1 protein-coding gene is annotated in these 853 nt (G+C 79.0%); it reads left to right on the top strand.

The genetic code is table 11. The features are described 5' to 3' along the window. On the top strand, positions 1 to 787 hold a 787-nt coding region (locus E2C05_RS32190; RefSeq protein ID WP_205083286.1), incomplete at its 5' end, for a GntR family transcriptional regulator. Positions 788 to 853: the final 66 nt, after the last annotated feature.

The raw sequence follows: 853 nt of genomic DNA, 5'->3' as shown, positions 1-853 counted from the left end.
CGAGGCGAGGGCCGACCCCGGCGGCCGCCCAGGCATGGCCGGCGCCCATCCGGCCGCGCAGCCCCTGGCCGGCGGCGCCGCGGCTGGCGCCCTGGCCCCGAGGCGGGAGATGCCGCGCGAAACCGGGCGCGACCTGGGCCAGGAAGCCTATGGCCGCATCCGCGCCGCCATCCGCGACGGCACCCTGCCGCCCGGCCTTCGGCTGACCGAGACCGACCTCGCCGCCCGCTTCGGCGTCTCCCGCACCCCGGTCCGCGGCGCCATCGCCCGGCTGGAGGCGGAGGGGCTGCTGACGCATGCGCCGCGCCGCGGCCTGACCGTCACCCGGCCCGACCATGCCGGGGTGATGGAGCTGTACGTGATGCGGGAGATCCTGGAGGGCGCGGCGGCCCGCCTCGCGGCGCAGCACGCGACCGAGGCGGAGCTGGCCGCCATGGCCGGGATCGTCGCCGACGAGCCCGCCGCCTTCGCCGATCCCGCCTGCCTTGCCGAGGTGAACCAGCGGCTGCACGGCCTGCTCTACCTGGCCGCGCATAATCGCTACCTGCTTCGCAGCCTGGAGCAGCTTTCCGCCACCATGGCGTTGCTGCCCTCGCTGCTCACCCGCGGCGGCCGGGCGGCGGCGGCGCATGCCGAGCACCGCGCCATCCTCGCCGCGCTGGAGCGGCGCGACGGCGAGGCGGCGGAAGCGGCGGCGCGCGCCCATGCCCGGTCCGCCCTGCGGCACCGCCTGGCCTGGCTGCTGAGCACCGGCGACCTGCCCCAGGCGACGCCGGGCGGGCGATAGGGCAGGGCGCGGGGACCGGGAGGCGAGGCGCCGCCCCCCGGCCGGGCACCTCGGCGGGTCGCCGCT

Source organism: Paracraurococcus ruber, from assembly GCF_004353985.1.
In the GTDB taxonomy this organism is placed as follows: domain Bacteria; phylum Pseudomonadota; class Alphaproteobacteria; order Acetobacterales; family Acetobacteraceae; genus Paracraurococcus; species Paracraurococcus ruber.
The sequence above is the reverse complement of the archived record's forward strand: the minus strand, read 5'-3'. Positions and strand labels throughout refer to the sequence as shown.